This window comes from Burkholderia sp. YIM B11467, from assembly GCF_052952715.1.
In genome coordinates this window covers 86791-100662 of sequence record NZ_JBQVSQ010000018.1, presented here as the reverse complement: position 1 = coordinate 100662, position 13872 = coordinate 86791, and the positions used below count along the sequence as shown (strand labels likewise).

Annotated in this window: 12 protein-coding genes; 3 read left to right on the top strand and 9 right to left on the bottom strand. The window is 67.8% G+C overall.

The window, feature by feature from the left end:
• Window positions 1-36: 36 nt before the first annotated feature.
• From ACTRWB_RS36235 to argH, 3 genes are read right to left on the bottom strand one after another with little or no spacing between them, the layout of a single operon-like run.
• On the bottom strand, window positions 37-840 hold the full coding sequence (locus tag ACTRWB_RS36235; protein WP_048249866.1) for an amino acid ABC transporter ATP-binding protein: 804 nt from the start codon (window positions 838-840) through the stop codon (window positions 37-39).
• A complete protein-coding gene (locus ACTRWB_RS36230; protein WP_343495252.1) occupies window positions 837-1730 on the bottom strand; it encodes an amino acid ABC transporter permease in 894 nt (297 codons plus the stop codon). Before ACTRWB_RS36230 ends, ACTRWB_RS36235 begins: the two co-directional genes overlap by 4 nt.
• A complete protein-coding gene (gene argH, locus ACTRWB_RS36225; RefSeq protein WP_343495251.1) occupies window positions 1724-3157 on the bottom strand; it encodes an argininosuccinate lyase in 1434 nt (477 codons plus the stop codon). Before argH ends, ACTRWB_RS36230 begins: the two co-directional genes overlap by 7 nt.
• Before the next feature lie 126 nt (window positions 3158-3283).
• On the opposite strand from argH, the gene ACTRWB_RS36220 reads away from it, so the two are divergent.
• Window positions 3284-4162, top strand: a complete 879-nt coding sequence (locus ACTRWB_RS36220; RefSeq protein WP_048249863.1) for a LysR substrate-binding domain-containing protein — start codon at window positions 3284-3286, stop codon at window positions 4160-4162.
• A gap of 35 nt (window positions 4163-4197) precedes the next feature.
• Here ACTRWB_RS36220 and ACTRWB_RS36215 read toward each other — a convergent pair whose 3' ends face one another.
• Window positions 4198-4728 carry an N-acetyltransferase family protein gene (locus ACTRWB_RS36215; protein ID WP_446904733.1) on the bottom strand — a complete coding sequence of 177 codons (531 nt, stop codon included), beginning with the start codon at window positions 4726-4728 and terminating at the stop codon, window positions 4198-4200.
• 260 nt (window positions 4729-4988) lie between these two features.
• Entirely contained in the window at window positions 4989-6227 is a 1239-nt protein-coding gene (locus ACTRWB_RS36210; protein WP_446904732.1) for an SfnB family sulfur acquisition oxidoreductase, read from the bottom strand.
• A 292-nt stretch (window positions 6228-6519) separates the two neighbouring features.
• On the opposite strand from ACTRWB_RS36210, the gene ACTRWB_RS36205 reads away from it, so the two are divergent.
• Together ACTRWB_RS36205 and ACTRWB_RS36200 are read left to right on the top strand one after the other, a co-directional pair.
• A complete protein-coding gene (locus ACTRWB_RS36205; protein WP_446904731.1) occupies window positions 6520-7779 on the top strand; it encodes an acyl-CoA dehydrogenase family protein in 1260 nt (419 codons plus the stop codon).
• Window positions 7776-9176 (top strand): LLM class flavin-dependent oxidoreductase, encoded by a 1401-nt coding sequence (locus tag ACTRWB_RS36200; RefSeq protein WP_446904730.1) that lies wholly within the window; start codon window positions 7776-7778, stop codon window positions 9174-9176. Before ACTRWB_RS36205 ends, ACTRWB_RS36200 begins: the two co-directional genes overlap by 4 nt.
• Before the next feature lie 126 nt (window positions 9177-9302).
• Here the strand turns inward: ACTRWB_RS36200 and ACTRWB_RS36195 are convergent, their stop codons facing one another.
• The 4 genes from ACTRWB_RS36195 to ACTRWB_RS36180 all read right to left on the bottom strand — a co-directional run bounded on the left by ACTRWB_RS36195 (window position 9303) and on the right by ACTRWB_RS36180 (window position 13864).
• On the bottom strand, window positions 9303-10730 hold the full coding sequence (locus tag ACTRWB_RS36195; protein WP_446904729.1) for an MFS transporter: 1428 nt from the start codon (window positions 10728-10730) through the stop codon (window positions 9303-9305).
• A 157-nt stretch (window positions 10731-10887) separates the two neighbouring features.
• Entirely contained in the window at window positions 10888-11418 is a 531-nt protein-coding gene (locus tag ACTRWB_RS36190; RefSeq protein ID WP_048249855.1) for an OsmC family protein, read from the bottom strand.
• A gap of 76 nt (window positions 11419-11494) precedes the next feature.
• On the bottom strand, window positions 11495-12571 hold the full coding sequence (locus tag ACTRWB_RS36185; RefSeq protein WP_446904728.1) for a substrate-binding domain-containing protein: 1077 nt from the start codon (window positions 12569-12571) through the stop codon (window positions 11495-11497).
• Between the two features lie 234 nt (window positions 12572-12805).
• Window positions 12806-13864, bottom strand: a complete 1059-nt coding sequence (locus ACTRWB_RS36180) for an ABC transporter permease (protein ID WP_446904727.1) — start codon at window positions 13862-13864, stop codon at window positions 12806-12808.
• Window positions 13865-13872: the final 8 nt, after the last annotated feature.

Genomic DNA, 13872 nt, shown 5'->3' with positions numbered 1-13872 from the left:
TCGATCGGGCGCGGCGATACGGGGCGCCCGGCCCGTTTACGCAATCACGGCCGAGATGAAATCACGCGTGCGCGCGTGCGTCGGCGCGGACAGCACCTGGTCGGGCGGCCCGCTCTCGACGATCCGGCCGCCGTCCATGAACACGACGCGGTCGGCCACCTCGCGCGCGAAGCCGAGCTCGTGCGTGACGACGATCATCGTCATGCCGCTCTTCGCGAGATCGCGCATCACGGCCAGCACTTCACCGACGAGTTCGGGATCGAGCGCCGACGTCGGCTCGTCGAACAGGATCAGTTGCGGATGCATCGCGAGCGCCCGCGCGATCGCGACGCGCTGCTGCTGGCCGCCCGACAGCTCGACCGGAAACGCGTCGCATTTGTGCGCGAGCCCGACCCGCGCGAGCAGCGCACGCGCTTCCTCCTCCGCTTGCGCGCGGCGGCGCTTGAGTACCTGCACGGGGCCCTCGATCACGTTCTCGAGCGCGGTCTTGTGCGGAAACAGGTTGAAGCGCTGGAACACCATGCTCGTCGCCAGCCGCTGGCGCGCGACCTGGCGCTCCGACAACTCGTGGAGCCGGTTGCCGGTGCGCCGGTAGCCGGCCAGTTCGCCGTTGACCCACAGCGCGCCCGCGCTGATCGTCTCGAGCTGGTTGATGCAGCGCAGGAACGTGCTCTTGCCCGAGCCCGACGGCCCGATGATGCACAGCACTTCGCCCTGCGCGACGTCGAGCGTGATGCCGTGCAGCGCCTGGAAATCGCCGTACGACTTGCGCACGTCGACTGCGCGAACGACCGCGTTCGTCATGACGTTCTCCCGATGGTTGAGGGTCGTGCCGTTCATGCGCGCCCCGCCGCACGACCCGCGCCGCGTGCAAAGCGCCGTTCGACGCGTGCCTGCGCGAGCGACAGCACGGTGACGACCGCGAGATACCAGATGCCCGCGACGATCAGCAACTCGATCACGCGGGCGTTCGCGTAGTAGATGTTCTGCGCGTTGTGCAGCATCTCCGCGTACTGCACGACACTCGCGAGCGACGTCAGCTTGACCATGCCGATCAGCTCGTTGCCGATCGGCGGCACGATCACGCGCATCGCCTGCGGCAGGATGATCCGGCGCAGCGCCTGCAGGCGCGGCATGCCGATCGATTTCGCGGCCTCGTACTGGCCGGTGTCGACCGACAGCAGCCCCGCGCGCACGACTTCCGACGTATACGCGCCCTGGTTGATGCCGAGCCCGAGCACAGCCGCGAGAAATGGCGTCATCACGTCGACGGTCCGGAATTCAGCAATGCCCGGAATGCCGAGCGTCGGAAACACCAGTGCGAGGTTGAACCACAGCAGCAGTTGCAGGATCACCGGCGTGCCGCGGAACAGCCAGATGTAGCCTTGCGCGATCGCGCCGAGCACCGGGTTCGACGACAGTCGCATCACCGCGGTGACGACGCCGAGCACGATGCCGAGCGTCATCGCGAGGACGGTCATCACGATCGTGTTGCCGAGCCCCGTCAGGATCGAGCGCGCGGTCAGGAACTGGCCGACGACGCGCCACTCGATCTGTCCGCGCGCGAACGCGGCGACCACGTAGGCGAGCGCGGCAATGATCGCGATCGACGCGACATAACGACCCCAGTAGCGCCGGCGCACGCGCACGAGGCCTACGGTGTCGTCTGCCGCGGCGTCAGCCGGCCCTGGTGCGCCGTCGAGACGGTGCGAATCGGATGCGCTCAGCATGACGGCCCCCGGTAGTCGGCCGCCCATGCGGCCTGGCGTTCGATCGCGTGACTCAGGCGGCCGATCTGCTCGCGCACGCGCGCGGGCGACGTGCCGCCCGCACCACCGCGCGCGGCGACGGCCGCGTCGAGCGTCAGATGCGCGCGCACCGCCGGCGCGAGGCGCGGGTCGACGGCCTGCAACTGTTCCGCACTCGCGTCCGCGAGCTCGATGCCGTCGCGTTCGCACGCCCGCACGAGCGCGCCGGTAATTTCATGCGCTTCGCTGAACGGCACGCCCGTCAGCGCAAGCCAGTCCGCGACCTCGGTCGCGAGCGTGAAGCCGAGCGGCGCCTGGCGACGCATCTCGTCGACATTTACGCGCATCGTGCGGATCATCCCCGCCATCGCCGGCAGCACGAGTTCGAGCGTGTCGATCGAATCGAACGCGGCGATCTTGTCTTCCGCGAGATCGCGGTTGTACGCGAGCGGCAGCGACTTCAGCGTCGCGAGCAGGCCCGTCAGGTTGCCGATCAGGCGCCCCGCCTTGCCGCGCGTCAGTTCCGCGATGTCCGGGTTCTTCTTCTGCGGCATGATCGAGCTGCCCGTCGCATAACCGTCGTCGAGTTCCACCCAGCGGAATTGCCGCGACGTCCACAGGATCACTTCTTCCGACAGGCGGGACAGGTTCACGGCCAGCATGCTCGCGACGAACGTGAATTCGGCGACGTGATCGCGTGCGGCCACGGCGTCGATCGAGTTCTCGCACGGCGCGTCGTAACCGAGCTCCTGCGCGGACAGGTCGGGCCGCACGCAGATCGCCGAACCCGCCAGCGCGGCTGCGCCGAGCGGCGAACGCGCGGTGCGGCGGTCCCAGTCGACCAGACGGTCGGCGTCGCGATACAGCGACTGCGCGTGCGCGAGCAACTGATGGCCGAACACGATCGGCTGCGCGGGCTGCAGATGGGTGAAACCGGCGGTTACCGTGTCGACGTGCCGGCTCGCCTGGCCGATCAGCGCTTCCTGCAGGTCGAGCACGCCGCGCACGAGCTGGCGCGCCTTGTCGCGCAGGTACAGGCGCAGGTCGTTCGCCGCCTGGTCGTTGCGCGAACGCCCGGCACGCAGCTTGCCGCCGAGCGCCGGCAGCCGCTGCGTGAGCACGCGCTCGAGGAACGTATGCACGTCCTCGTCGGCGAGCGACGGCGCGATCGCACCGGCCGCGTAGTCGCGCGCCATGCCGTCCATCGCGGCCAGCAACTGCGCGAGTTCGTCGTCGTTCACGATGCCGGCGCGATTCAACTCGCGTGCATGCGCACGGGAGCCCGCCAGGTCGTACGGCACGAGTCGGTAGAAACTCGGATCGGAGCGGGACAGGTTCTGCAGCGCATCGGACGGTTGCGACTGGAAGCGGCCGCCCCACAGACGTTCGATCGGTTCGGTAAGGCTCATTGCGGTCGACCTCGACTCGGTTGGATTGCCCCCACTGTAGGCATTCAATTTTTTTTGTTGTAGCGAGAAATTGACTCCGCTTAAATGGAATTTTTCTCAGCACCGTCGCCTCCGACGCCCCCGCCGATGCGCAACCGCCTGCCCCCGCTGAACCCGCTTCGCGCATTCGAGGCCGCCGCCCGGCGTGGCACCGTGTCGGCGGCGGCCGACGAACTGCACGTGACCGCGAGCGCGGTCAGCCACCAGATCCGCATTCTCGAAAGCACGCTCGGTGTCGCGCTATTCGTCCGATCAAAGGCGCGCGTTAAGCTCACGCCCGAAGGCGAGGCGCTGCTGGAGCCGGTCGGCGCCGCGTTCGACATGATCGCGAACGCCACCGTCAGGCTCGATTCGCCGGTCGCCGTCGGCGACCTCGTCGTGTCGACGCCGCTGTCGCTGACGTCGCGCTGGCTCGCGCGGCACATCGGCGATTTTCTCGAGCGTTATCCGGGCATTCATCTGAAGGTGATTCCGTCGAACGACGATCGCGAGATCTATTCGTCGGACGTCGACGTCTGCATCCGCTACGGGGAAGGCAACTGGCGCAACCGGCGCGTCGAGCTGCTCGAGCATCCGGCGCTGTTCCCGGTCGTAAGCCCGGCGTTGATGAACGGGCCCGATGCGATCCGCAAGGTGCAGGATCTCGCGGGGCGCACGCTGTTCTGCGAGCATGCGGGCTCGTGGATGCGCTGGCTGGCGGAAGCGAACGCCGACAAGCTGCCGGGCATCCGCATCCTCGAAATCGGCAACGCGCACATCGGCGTCGAAGCCGCGGTGCACGGGCAAGGCGTTGCGCTCGGCGACAGCCTGTCGGTGCGCGACGACCTGATCGACGGCACGCTCGTGCGGCCGTTCAGCGCAACGGTGCCGTCACGTCATGCGTACTATCTCGTCACGCGTCACGAGCTGACCGAGACGCCGCTCGTGACCGCGTTCACGTCGTGGCTGCGCGCGTGCCTTGCGTGATGCGCATCGTCGGGCAGGGTTAAGCGGGGTTGGGGTCAGCCGATGAGATTCGTCAGATCGTCCCACACCATGACGATATTCTGCGACCGCCAGATCGGCCCCGCATCGACGTACTCGCCTGCAAGCCGCCCATTCAGCGCCTCATAGAAGGCGATTGCTGACGCGTTTCCCTTGACGACACTCAACGCGGCGCCCTGATACCGCAACTTTCCCAAATGCGTCGCGAGCTGTGCGAGCAGCGTGCGGCCGATGCCGCGACGCTTGAATTCAGGATCGACATACAGGAATTTGATCTCGCCCCGGCCGCCGAAGATCGGTTCCGACGGCGCGCCGGCCGCGCCGATTCCGACGATCCTGTCGCCGGACTCCGCAATGAGCACCAGCTGGTTGCCGTCGTTCGACGCCAGCTTTTCCTTCCATGTCCTGCCGCGATAGTCCTCGTCGAGGACCGCATGCGCTTGCGCGGGTGCGAGATCCCGATAGGTATGCCGCCAGACCTTGACGTGAAAATCGGCGATCGCCTGCGCGTCGTCCAGGTTGGCGGACCTGATGGATATTGCGGTCATGGGGAGACTCTCTCGGGCGGGCCTAGCACGCGCGGGCGCGGTGCACACGCCGGATTGTCGGCGATCCGGCCAGCGATGTCGAATGACTCGCTGGCCAGCGCCGGCCCGTCCGGCGAGCGGGATCGACCGGTACAAACGCGGAGCAGCCGAACGATTTTCTGACGGCGACGAACCCGCCGCCGGTCGGGCGCTCGCTTCGATGGAGGACCACCATCTACGGTGCGACACGCCCGTCGGTCAGCATCCGGATCGCGAGCGGCTCAATTCCACGCATGGCGCGCCGGACGCACGCCGTTCAGGTAGTAGTTACCGACCAGGTGATATTTCCAGCGCACCGGATCGTGCAGCGTATGTGTGCGCGCGTTGCGCCAGTGCCGGTCGAGGTTGTGCTCGGCGAGCGTCGATTGCGTGCCGGCCAGCTCGAACAGCTTTTCGCCCGCGAGCAGTGCGATCTCGGTCGTCAGCACCTTCGCTTCGCCGACCGCGACGGATGCGCGCGCAACATCGTCCTCGGTCACCGTGCCGCGCGCGCCGATCTCGTCGAGCGTGCGCGCCGCCCGTTCGAGCAGCGCTTGCGCCGCGTGAAGCCGGACGTGCAGACTGCCGATCTCGCGAAGGATCAGCGGATCGTCGGCCGCCCGCTCGACGCCGCTGTCGACCCACGGCCGCGTGCGGGTACGCACGAACGCCAGCGTATCGTCGATGGCCGCCTCGGCAATGCCGGCATCGATCGCCGCCTGGATGATCTGCGACAGCGGGCCGTTGAGCGTCGGCTCGTCCGACACGCGCTGCGCGGACAACACGTGCGATGCGGGCACGCGCACGCCGTCGAGCACCACCGTGCCGCTCGCGGTCGTGCGCTGGCCGAACCCCGACCAGTCGTCGATCACGGTCAGCCCCGGCGTCGGTTGCGGCACGTAGGCAAGCCACGCCTGCTGCGCGTCGTCGAGGCCGAGCACCGGTACGTAATGCGCGAACAGCGCGCCCGTCGAGTAGAACTTCGTGCCGTCGACGACATAGTCGCCGCCGTCGCGGCGCACGCGCGTCTTCAGATCGAGCACGTGCTTCGTGCCCTTCTCCGAGAAGCCGTTGCCGAACCGCTTGCCGCTCAGCACTTCCGCGAAGAAATGGCGCTTCTGCGCATCGGTGCCGGTCAGCGCGATCACGTCAACCAGCCCGAAATGATTCTGCGGCAGCTGTCCGAGCGACGGATCGGCGGCCGCGATGATCCTGATCACCTCGGTGAGCGTCACGTGCGAGACGCCCGCGCCGCCGTATGCCTTCGGCACCGTGATCGCCCAGAGCCCCGACTGCGAAAACCATTCGATCTCGTCACGCGGCAACCGGCGCTCCCGATCCCGCTCGGCCGCGCCCTCCGCGAGCCGCTGCGCAAGCGCATGCGCGGCGTCGATCGCCTGCGCGTCGTCGGCGATCACCCGGGCCACCTGCGGTTTCGTATCGGCCGGCCGCGCCTGAATCGTGGTGCTCGTCTCTGACATCGAACTCTCCTGTCGAATGGCGAAAGCGTTCAATCTAGCAGCGCGTCGCGGGCCGGCAAACCGAGCGATTCTCGTAACGATATTCCTTCGGATGACAAATGACATCGCGATTCCCGCCTGGCAACAGCACGCTTCGGCGTCGCAATCGATGCCCGGGCGCCGATGCGTCCCCGGCCTGCTCGCGTAATGCCGATCGACGATAACGATCTGCGAATCGGTTATTGGAACGCCCGCGCCGCACTTCCTATACTGGCCTGCCCGGCAAACGGCCCCGCCCTTCGAGGAAAACCGCATGACTTCGTCGCACGCAGACTCCGACCTTTCCACCGGCACCGACTACGACGCACTCGCGAGCCGGTTCCGGCCGATATTCGACCGCATCGCCGCAGGCACCGCCGAACGCGAACGCCGCCGCGAACTGCCGCACGAAGCGATCGGCTGGCTGAAGGCAGCCGGCTTCGGCGCGGTACGGCTGCCGGTACGAGACGGCGGCGCCGGCGCATCGCTGCCGCAGCTGTTCCAGTTGCTGATCGAGCTCGCCGCCGCCGATTCCAATCTGCCGCAGGCGCTGCGCGGGCACTTCGCGTTCGTCGAGGACTGGCTGAATGCACCACCCGGCCCGCAACGCACGACCTGGTTCGACCGCTTCGCAAGCGGCCAGCTCGTCGGCAACGCATGGTCGGAGGCCGGCGACGTGCCACTCGGCCAGACCGTCACGAAGGTGTCGGAGCAAAACGGCCGCCTTGTGCTGAACGGGCGGAAGTTCTACAGCACCGGCAGCCTGTTCGCCGACTGGATCGACGTGTTCGCGCAGCGCGCGTACGACGGCAGCGACGTGATCGTCGCCGTCGCGACCGCGCAACCCGGCGTGATCCGCGAGGACGACTGGGACGGCTTCGGCCAGACAACCACCGGTAGCGGCACGACGCGCTTCGAGAATGCCGCGATCGACGCCGACAACGTGATCGATTTCTCACGCCGCTTCAAGTACCAGACCGCGTTCTACCAACTGTTCCACGTCGCGACGCTGGCCGGCATCGGCCACGCGATCGTGCGCGACGCGGGCGAACTCGTGCGCACGCGCACCCGCGTGTACAGCCACGGCAACGCGTCGCGCGCGGGCGACGACGCGCAGCTCCAGCAAGTGATCGGCGAGATCGCGTCGTGGGCCTATGCGGCCGACGCGCTCGCGCTGCGCGCCGCACAGCCGCTGCAGCTGGCCTACGCAGCGCGCTTCGGCGGCAACGAAGCGGCCGAGCAGACGGCGAACGTCGCCGCGGAAATCGAATCCGCGCAGAGCCAGCTCGTCGTGTCCGAACTCGTGTTGCGCGCCGCGACGCGCCTGTTCGACGCACTCGGCGCATCCGCCACGCGCAGCACGACCGCGCTCGATCGCCACTGGCGCAACGCGCGCACGGTGTCGTCGCACAATCCGCTGGTCTACAAGGCCCGGATCGTCGGCGACTGGATCATCAACGGCCGCACGCCGCCGTTCGTCTGGCGCGTCGGCAGCGGCGCACACGCGAGCACGGAACCGGGAGTCGCACAATGAGCAAGGCCATCCGCTTCAACGCGTTCGAGATGAACTGCGTCGGCCACCAGTCGCCCGGCCTGTGGGCGCACCCGCGCGACCGTTCGTGGCAATACAAGGATCTCGACTACTGGACCGACCTCGCCCGCGTGCTCGAGCGCGGAATCTTCGACGCGATCTTCATCGCGGACGTGATCGGCTATTACGACGTCTACCAGGGCAGCAACTACCACGCGCTGCACCAGGCCGCGCAGATCCCGGTCAACGATCCGCTGCAGCTCGCCGCGCCGATCGCGATGGCGACCGAGCATCTCGGCATCGGCATCACCGCGTCGACGACGTTCGAGCACCCGTACACGTTCGCGCGCCGGCTGTCGACCGCCGACCATCACACCAAGGGCCGGCTCGCCTGGAACATCGTCACGTCCTACCTGGAAAGCGGCGCGAAGAACGTCGGCGATCACGGCTTGCGCACGCACGACGATCGTTATGCGGTCGCGGCTGAATACGTCGAGGTGCTGTACAAGCTGTTCGAAGGCAGCTGGGAAGACGGCGCGGTGGTGCGCGATCGTGACGGCCGCGTGTTCACGCATCCCGGGAAGGTGCACGAGATCGGTCACAAGGGCCGCTTCTTCGACGTCCCCGGCTACCATCTGTGCGAACCCTCGCCGCAGCGCACGCCGGTGCTGTTCCAGGCCGGCGCGTCCGGCCCCGGCAAGACGTTCGCCGCGCAGCACGCGGAATGCGTGTTCGTCGCCGCGCCGTCCCGCGAGCAGCTCGCGCGCTACGTCGCCGACGTGCGCGCGCAGGCCGCCGCCGCGGGACGCGATCCGCGCAAGGTGCTGATCTACAACCTCGTCACGGTGATCGTCGACGAAACCGACGAGAAGGCGCAGGCCAAGTTCGACGAGTACCGCCGCTATGTGTCGTACGACGGCTCGCTGGTGTTCATGTCCGGCTGGACCGGCATCGACTTCGGCGAGTATGCGCCGACCGATCCCGTCAGGCGCGTCGAAACGAACGCGATCGTTTCGGCAGTCGAGCACCTGTCGGGCGGCGACACCGCATGGACGATCGAGGCGCTGGCGGCATGGGGCGGCATCGGCGGACTGGGCCCGGTGTTCGTCGGGTCGGCGGCGACCGTGGCAGACATCCTCCAGGAATGGGTTGCCGAGACCGACGTGGACGGTTTCAATCTCGCGTACGCGGTGGCCCACGAAACGTTCGAAGACATCGTGCGCCACCTCGTTCCCGAACTGCAGCGCCGCGGCGTCTATCCGACGCAGTATGCGCCGGGCACGCTGCGCGAGAAGCTGTTCGGCGGCGCGGCGCGCTTGCCGGACGAACATCCGGCCGCACAATTTCGCGATATCGAGCAGGTCAAGCGCGATGCCGGGCAGGTGACAGCCTGCACGTGACCGCAATGCGGCGGCCGGCCGCCTCGGCGGGCCGGTACGACGCGTCGCCGATCCTTGCGGGAACGGCGGCGTGCGACCGGACGATGCGACATGCATCTTTCGAAGGATGACCGATCCCGACAGCGTTCACGCACCGCCCTCGTCGTCGACGTCGCGCGCCGTCGGTTCGTAACGCACGATCAACAGGAACACGATCGGCGTGGCCGCGCTGATCGCGACGACCCAGAACATGTCCGTGCCGAGACGGGCCTGCAGGATCGGCAGCACGAACAGCGCAAGCGCCTGGCCGATGCCGCACAGCGAACGCCCGAACCCGACGCCGGTGCCGCGGATCGCCGCCGGATAGGACAAGGCGGGGTAGATCATCATCTGCGCGCCCGGTCCGAAACCCTCGGCGAACAGCCAGGTGCCGAGCATCAGCAGCACGACGCCGATCGCGAGCGCGCCGTGCGGATGCCCCGCCAGCGCAAGCGCGACGAGCGCGACGAACTGCAGCGCGAAGCCCGCGATCGCCACATGACGCGACGGATATCGATACGCGAGGCGCATGCCCAGCAAGCCGCCGGTCAACGCGAACAGGACGTTCAGCGCGAGCGACGCCGCGATCGTCTCGAACACGCCCGCGCCGAGAAACTGCGACAGGATCGACGGCAGGAAGAACGCAATCGCCGTGTATTCGAACGGGATGCACAGGTTCATCACGCTGGCGACGATCGTGCGCCCGAGATACGGACGCTGGAACAGTATGCTTATCCGCACGGGCGGCTGGCCCGGTTCACACGGCGCATCCTCCGCTTCGTGTGCGTGAATGCCGTACGACTCGCGAAGGATGCGCGCGGCATTGGCGAGGTCGCCCTGGTTCGCCGCCCACAGCGGCGATTCGTTCATGAAGCGATTCCGGAACAGGATGATGACGAGCGCGGGCACGGCACCGAAGATCAGCGACGCGCGCCACAACCATCCCGCATGCTCGGCCGGCAGCAGGAAATACAGGCCGAAGATCAGCAGGAAGCAGACCGACGACGCCACGTACCACATCGGGCACCACGCGGCGAGCCGCGACGCCTTGTTGCCGCGGCCGTCGAACCGGGAGAATTCCGCGAGAAACGCCATCGCGACGGGCAGATCGATGCCGACCCCGAGCCCCATCACGAAGCGCGCGCCGATCAGCACCCACACGTTCGGCGCAAGCCCGGCCGCGATCGCCGCGATCACGAAAAACAGCATGTCGGCCATGAACACCTGGTAGCGGCCGATCCGGTCGGTCAGCCATCCGCCGATCAGGCTGCCGAAGATCGTGCCGATCATGATCGCGGAACCGACCAGTCCGGTCAGTGCGGGCGTCAGGCCGAATTCACGCGCCACGTCGTCGATGCCGTAGGACAACGTCGTCAGGTCGTATGCATCGAGAAACACGCCGCCCAGCGCCAGCAACACGATCATCCGCGCATGGCTGACGGAACTGTCCGTCGTATTGATCAGGCGCGCCACGTCGCTTGCGGAGCGGATGGGCGCCGATACCGGCGTAACCGCGTTCAGATCGATCGAACTCATCGGATTCCTTCGTTGCGCCGAATGCCCGGCGATATCCAGGGAACCCGGAACGCGGCACGCGCATCGGCCATCGTCACCGCGCGGCGCGGATGGTCAACCCCCGGCATGCGCTGTCGCCGCGTTCCGGCAAATCTTGCGGAGCGTGTGCCCCGGCACGTCACACACGGGTGTGTCGCAGTTCGCCGTCGATGGTCTGCGGCAACCTCAGCAGGTTGAAGATCGGGCAGACCGCTTCGACCGCCTGATGCAGCGCGCGAATCGCGTCGGGTGGCTCGGGCGACACGATATCGAGCGTATAGCGCAGGTTGTGCGGAAACACCGGCACATGCTCGAAACCCGGCTGCTGCGCCAACGGATGCTGATCGCCGGTCACCTCGACCTCGATCGCATCGATCTTCAGGCCGCGCTCGGCGGCCTGGATCAGCGTGATGTGCGTGAGGCAGCTGCCCAGCACGCCGAGCTGCAGCTCCGGCGACGCAGGCCCGAGGTTGTAGCCCGCGAAATCGGGCGGACTGTCGCTGATCACCTGGAAGTCGCGAATGCGGATCTCGCGCACGCCGCTGCGGCCGAGCGCACGCACGGTCGCCCTCAGCGGCGTCGCCTTGAAATCGGGATCGTTGCGCGCCGCTTCCTGCTTCGCGCGCCAGGCGGCGCGTTTTTGGGCGAGATAGTCGTTCAGGGTCGTCATGGCCGGGTCGTCGGTACGTCAGTCTGTCGGTTGTGCTTCGTCCAGGGCGGCGTCTGCCGCCCGCTGCCGGCGGCGCTCAGTCCGCCTTCGGAATCCATGCGGCGCTCGCCGCGTCGCTCGCGCGGAACGCCGGGAATTTCGCGCCGAGTTCGGCCACGGTCCGGATATCGTTTTTCACGAGATCGTCGCGCGTGATCAGCGTCGGCTTGACGACGATGCGCGCGCCCGGGTCCTGGCCGGCGACGAGCAGCGCGGCGGCCCGCACCGACACGGCGCCGACCACCGCGGGATTGGTCGCGGCCGTCGCCACCCACGCGCTGTTCGGCGCGCGAATGGCCTCGATGTCGGAGGTCGAGATATCCGCGCTGTAGATGCGGATCTTCGACGACAGCTTCGCTTCGTCCGCGGCGAGCTTCGCGCCGCGCGCGAACTCGTCGTAAGGCGCGAACACGACGCGGATGTCGGGATGCGCGCGATAAGCCGCCGCCGCCTGATTCGCGACCGATTGCGCGATCGGATTGTCGACGGTGCCCCAGCGCGCCTTTTCCTGCACATTCGGGTGCACGCGCTTGAAGTCGCGCCATGCGGCATCGCGCCGGTCGAGCGGCGCAAAGCCGGCGACATACACATAACCGGCCGCGAATGCGTCGCCGTTGTCCTTGACCGCCTGGCCGAGCAACAGGTTGGCCAGGTCGCGATCGCTCTGCTCGATTTGCGGCACCTTCGGATTGCCGAGATCGACGTCGAATGCGACGACCTTGATCCCCTTGTCCAGCGCGCGCTGGACGACGTCCTTCAACGATTCGGGCAACCCGTGATTGACGATGATCGCGGACACGCCGATGCTGACCGCCTGCTGGATCTGCTCGCGCTGCTCGGCCGCATCCTGCCGACCCTCGTAGATGCGCAGATCGACGCCGAGCGCCTTCGCCTGCTTCTGCGCGCCGGCCTCGTAGGCCTGGAAGAAGTCGCCGGTCGACAGATAGTTGACGAGCGCGATCTTCACGCCGCCCTTGTCGAACGGCGCGGGCGCGCCAGTCAGCGGGCCGGCGTGCGCCGCGGGTGCGAGCGCGGCCGATGCGGCGGCGAAAAACAGCGTGAGCGCGCCGACCGTCCGGTCGATGCGTGACTTGCGGCGAAGCGACGATCGCATGGTCTGCTTGTCTCCGTGGGGGACGATATCCGCACAATCTATCAGCGCGACCGGCACGCTCAAACCGAGCGATTCTGAAATGGATATTCCTTCGGATATCAAACCGATTGCAGCGGCGGCGCTTCGATGCGGGAACCCGCAATCGGGCGCACGCGTGATAACCGCCGCGGGAATCGATGGTCCGGAACGACGCCCCGGATTGACTGCGGACGCCGCGCCGTACGCCCTGCTCCGTCACCCACGCGCGTCGGCACGGCGGCCGATGCCGAACGTGAACGCCAGCGCGAGCACCAGCAACACGCCCTTGATGAAGTCCTGCATGTAGTACGGCGCGTTCAGCATCGTGAGCCCGTTGAGCAGCACGCCGACGAATACCGCGCCCACGACCGTGCCGAACACGTTCGGCCGCTTGGCGCCCCACACCGCGTAACCCACCAGCGCGGCGGCCACCGCGTCGAGCAGCAGCGAGTGCCCGGCGCTCACGTCGCCGCGTCCGACCCGCGCGGCGATCAGCACGCCGCCCAGCGACGCGATCGTGCCCGACACGACATACGCGGCGACCCGGTAGCGCGCGGCCGGCGCGCCGGCGAGTCGCGCGGCCGTTTCGTTGCCGCCGATCGCGTAAATCACGCGGCCCCAGCGCGTCGCTTCCATCGCGACGCAGGCGAGTACCGTCACCGCCGCGAGCAGCAGCACCGGCAACGGCACGACGTCGAACACGCGCAAGCGCCCGAGCGCGAGAAATGCGGCGGGGAACACGCCCGTTGCGTCCGTGCCGTCGGGCAGCACCGAACCGGTTGCGAGCGACCGGCCGCCGGTCGGGATCAGTTGCAGGCCCGCCAGCAGGAACAACGTGCCGAGCGTCGCGAGCTGGTCGGGCACGCGCAGTCGCGTAATCAGCAAGCCGTTCAACAACCCGGCAGCCACACCGAGCGCGATGCAGGCGGCCACCGCCGCAAGCGTGCCGCCGTGCCAGACGACCAGCACGTAGCTGGCGGCCATCTGCGCGGACGCGGCCACGCTGCCCACCGACAGGTCGAAACCGCCGGCCGCGAGCGTGATCGTCACGCCGATGCCGAGCAGCGCGACGATCGACACCGCCTGAAGAATGCTGAACAGGTTGTCGAGGTTCAGGAACGCCGGCTCCCTGAGCGCGAACACGGCGACGAGCACGGCCAGCACGAGCAGGATGCCCGTGCGTTCGAGCGCCGCGCGAATGCGGGCCGGCGCGGGGCGGCGCGCTCGTTCGCCAAGCAATGCATCGTGGGCCAGGGAAGAGGAAACGGGTTTCATGGGAGGCA

What these genes read in the sequence shown, in the direction of transcription:
- argH (WP_343495251.1), bottom strand. Translation starts at nt 3,157, where the DNA reads ATGAGCCTTACCGAACCGATCGAACGTCTGTGGGGCGGCCGCTTCCAG.
- ACTRWB_RS36235 (WP_048249866.1), bottom strand. Translation starts at nt 840, where the DNA reads ATGAACGGCACGACCCTCAACCATCGGGAGAACGTCATGACGAACGCG.
- ACTRWB_RS36230 (WP_343495252.1), bottom strand. Translation starts at nt 1,730, where the DNA reads ATGCTGAGCGCATCCGATTCGCACCGTCTCGACGGCGCACCAGGGCCG.
- ACTRWB_RS36210 (WP_446904732.1), bottom strand. Translation starts at nt 6,227, where the DNA reads ATGTCAGAGACGAGCACCACGATTCAGGCGCGGCCGGCCGATACGAAA.
- ACTRWB_RS36185 (WP_446904728.1), bottom strand. Translation starts at nt 12,571, where the DNA reads ATGCGATCGTCGCTTCGCCGCAAGTCACGCATCGACCGGACGGTCGGC.
- ACTRWB_RS36200 (WP_446904730.1), top strand. Translation starts at nt 7,776, where the DNA reads ATGAGCAAGGCCATCCGCTTCAACGCGTTCGAGATGAACTGCGTCGGC.
- ACTRWB_RS36205 (WP_446904731.1), top strand. Translation starts at nt 6,520, where the DNA reads ATGACTTCGTCGCACGCAGACTCCGACCTTTCCACCGGCACCGACTAC.
- ACTRWB_RS36195 (WP_446904729.1), bottom strand. Translation starts at nt 10,730, where the DNA reads ATGAGTTCGATCGATCTGAACGCGGTTACGCCGGTATCGGCGCCCATC.
- ACTRWB_RS36180 (WP_446904727.1), bottom strand. Translation starts at nt 13,864, where the DNA reads ATGAAACCCGTTTCCTCTTCCCTGGCCCACGATGCATTGCTTGGCGAA.
- ACTRWB_RS36190 (WP_048249855.1), bottom strand. Translation starts at nt 11,418, where the DNA reads ATGACGACCCTGAACGACTATCTCGCCCAAAAACGCGCCGCCTGGCGC.
- ACTRWB_RS36215 (WP_446904733.1), bottom strand. Translation starts at nt 4,728, where the DNA reads ATGACCGCAATATCCATCAGGTCCGCCAACCTGGACGACGCGCAGGCG.
- ACTRWB_RS36220 (WP_048249863.1), top strand. Translation starts at nt 3,284, where the DNA reads ATGCGCAACCGCCTGCCCCCGCTGAACCCGCTTCGCGCATTCGAGGCC.